Genomic DNA, 296 nt, shown 5'->3' with positions numbered 1-296 from the left:
TCGCGCCCGTTCGCCAGCATCGCCTCGGTGGGCTACGCGCAGACCGCGTACCCGATCGGCGTGGCAAACGGCTGGGTCAGCCGTACCCAGGCGGTGGACCGCACGCTGACCACGCTGAAGTTCTTCCGCGACATGCCGCTGGGCCCGCAGCGCACCGGTAAGGGCGGCTACAAGGGTTTCTACTACCACGTCCTGGACATGCAGCAGGGCCACCGCTATGACAGCTGGGTGGAACTGTCGAGCGTGGACACCGCATTGCTGATGTTGGGCGTGCTGTTCGCCCAGTCGTACTACAA

1 pseudogene is annotated in these 296 nt (G+C 65.2%); it reads left to right on the top strand.

The annotated features are described in order from the left end of the window. Positions 1-296: pseudogene (locus tag ACQG3P_RS19200) on the top strand (glucoamylase family protein); the annotation flags it as partial.

It is taken from the genome of Stenotrophomonas sp. SrG, assembly GCF_050031795.1.
Taxonomy (GTDB): Bacteria; Pseudomonadota; Gammaproteobacteria; order Xanthomonadales; family Xanthomonadaceae; genus Stenotrophomonas; species Stenotrophomonas rhizophila_A.
The sequence above is the reverse complement of the archived record's forward strand: the minus strand, read 5'-3'. Positions and strand labels throughout refer to the sequence as shown.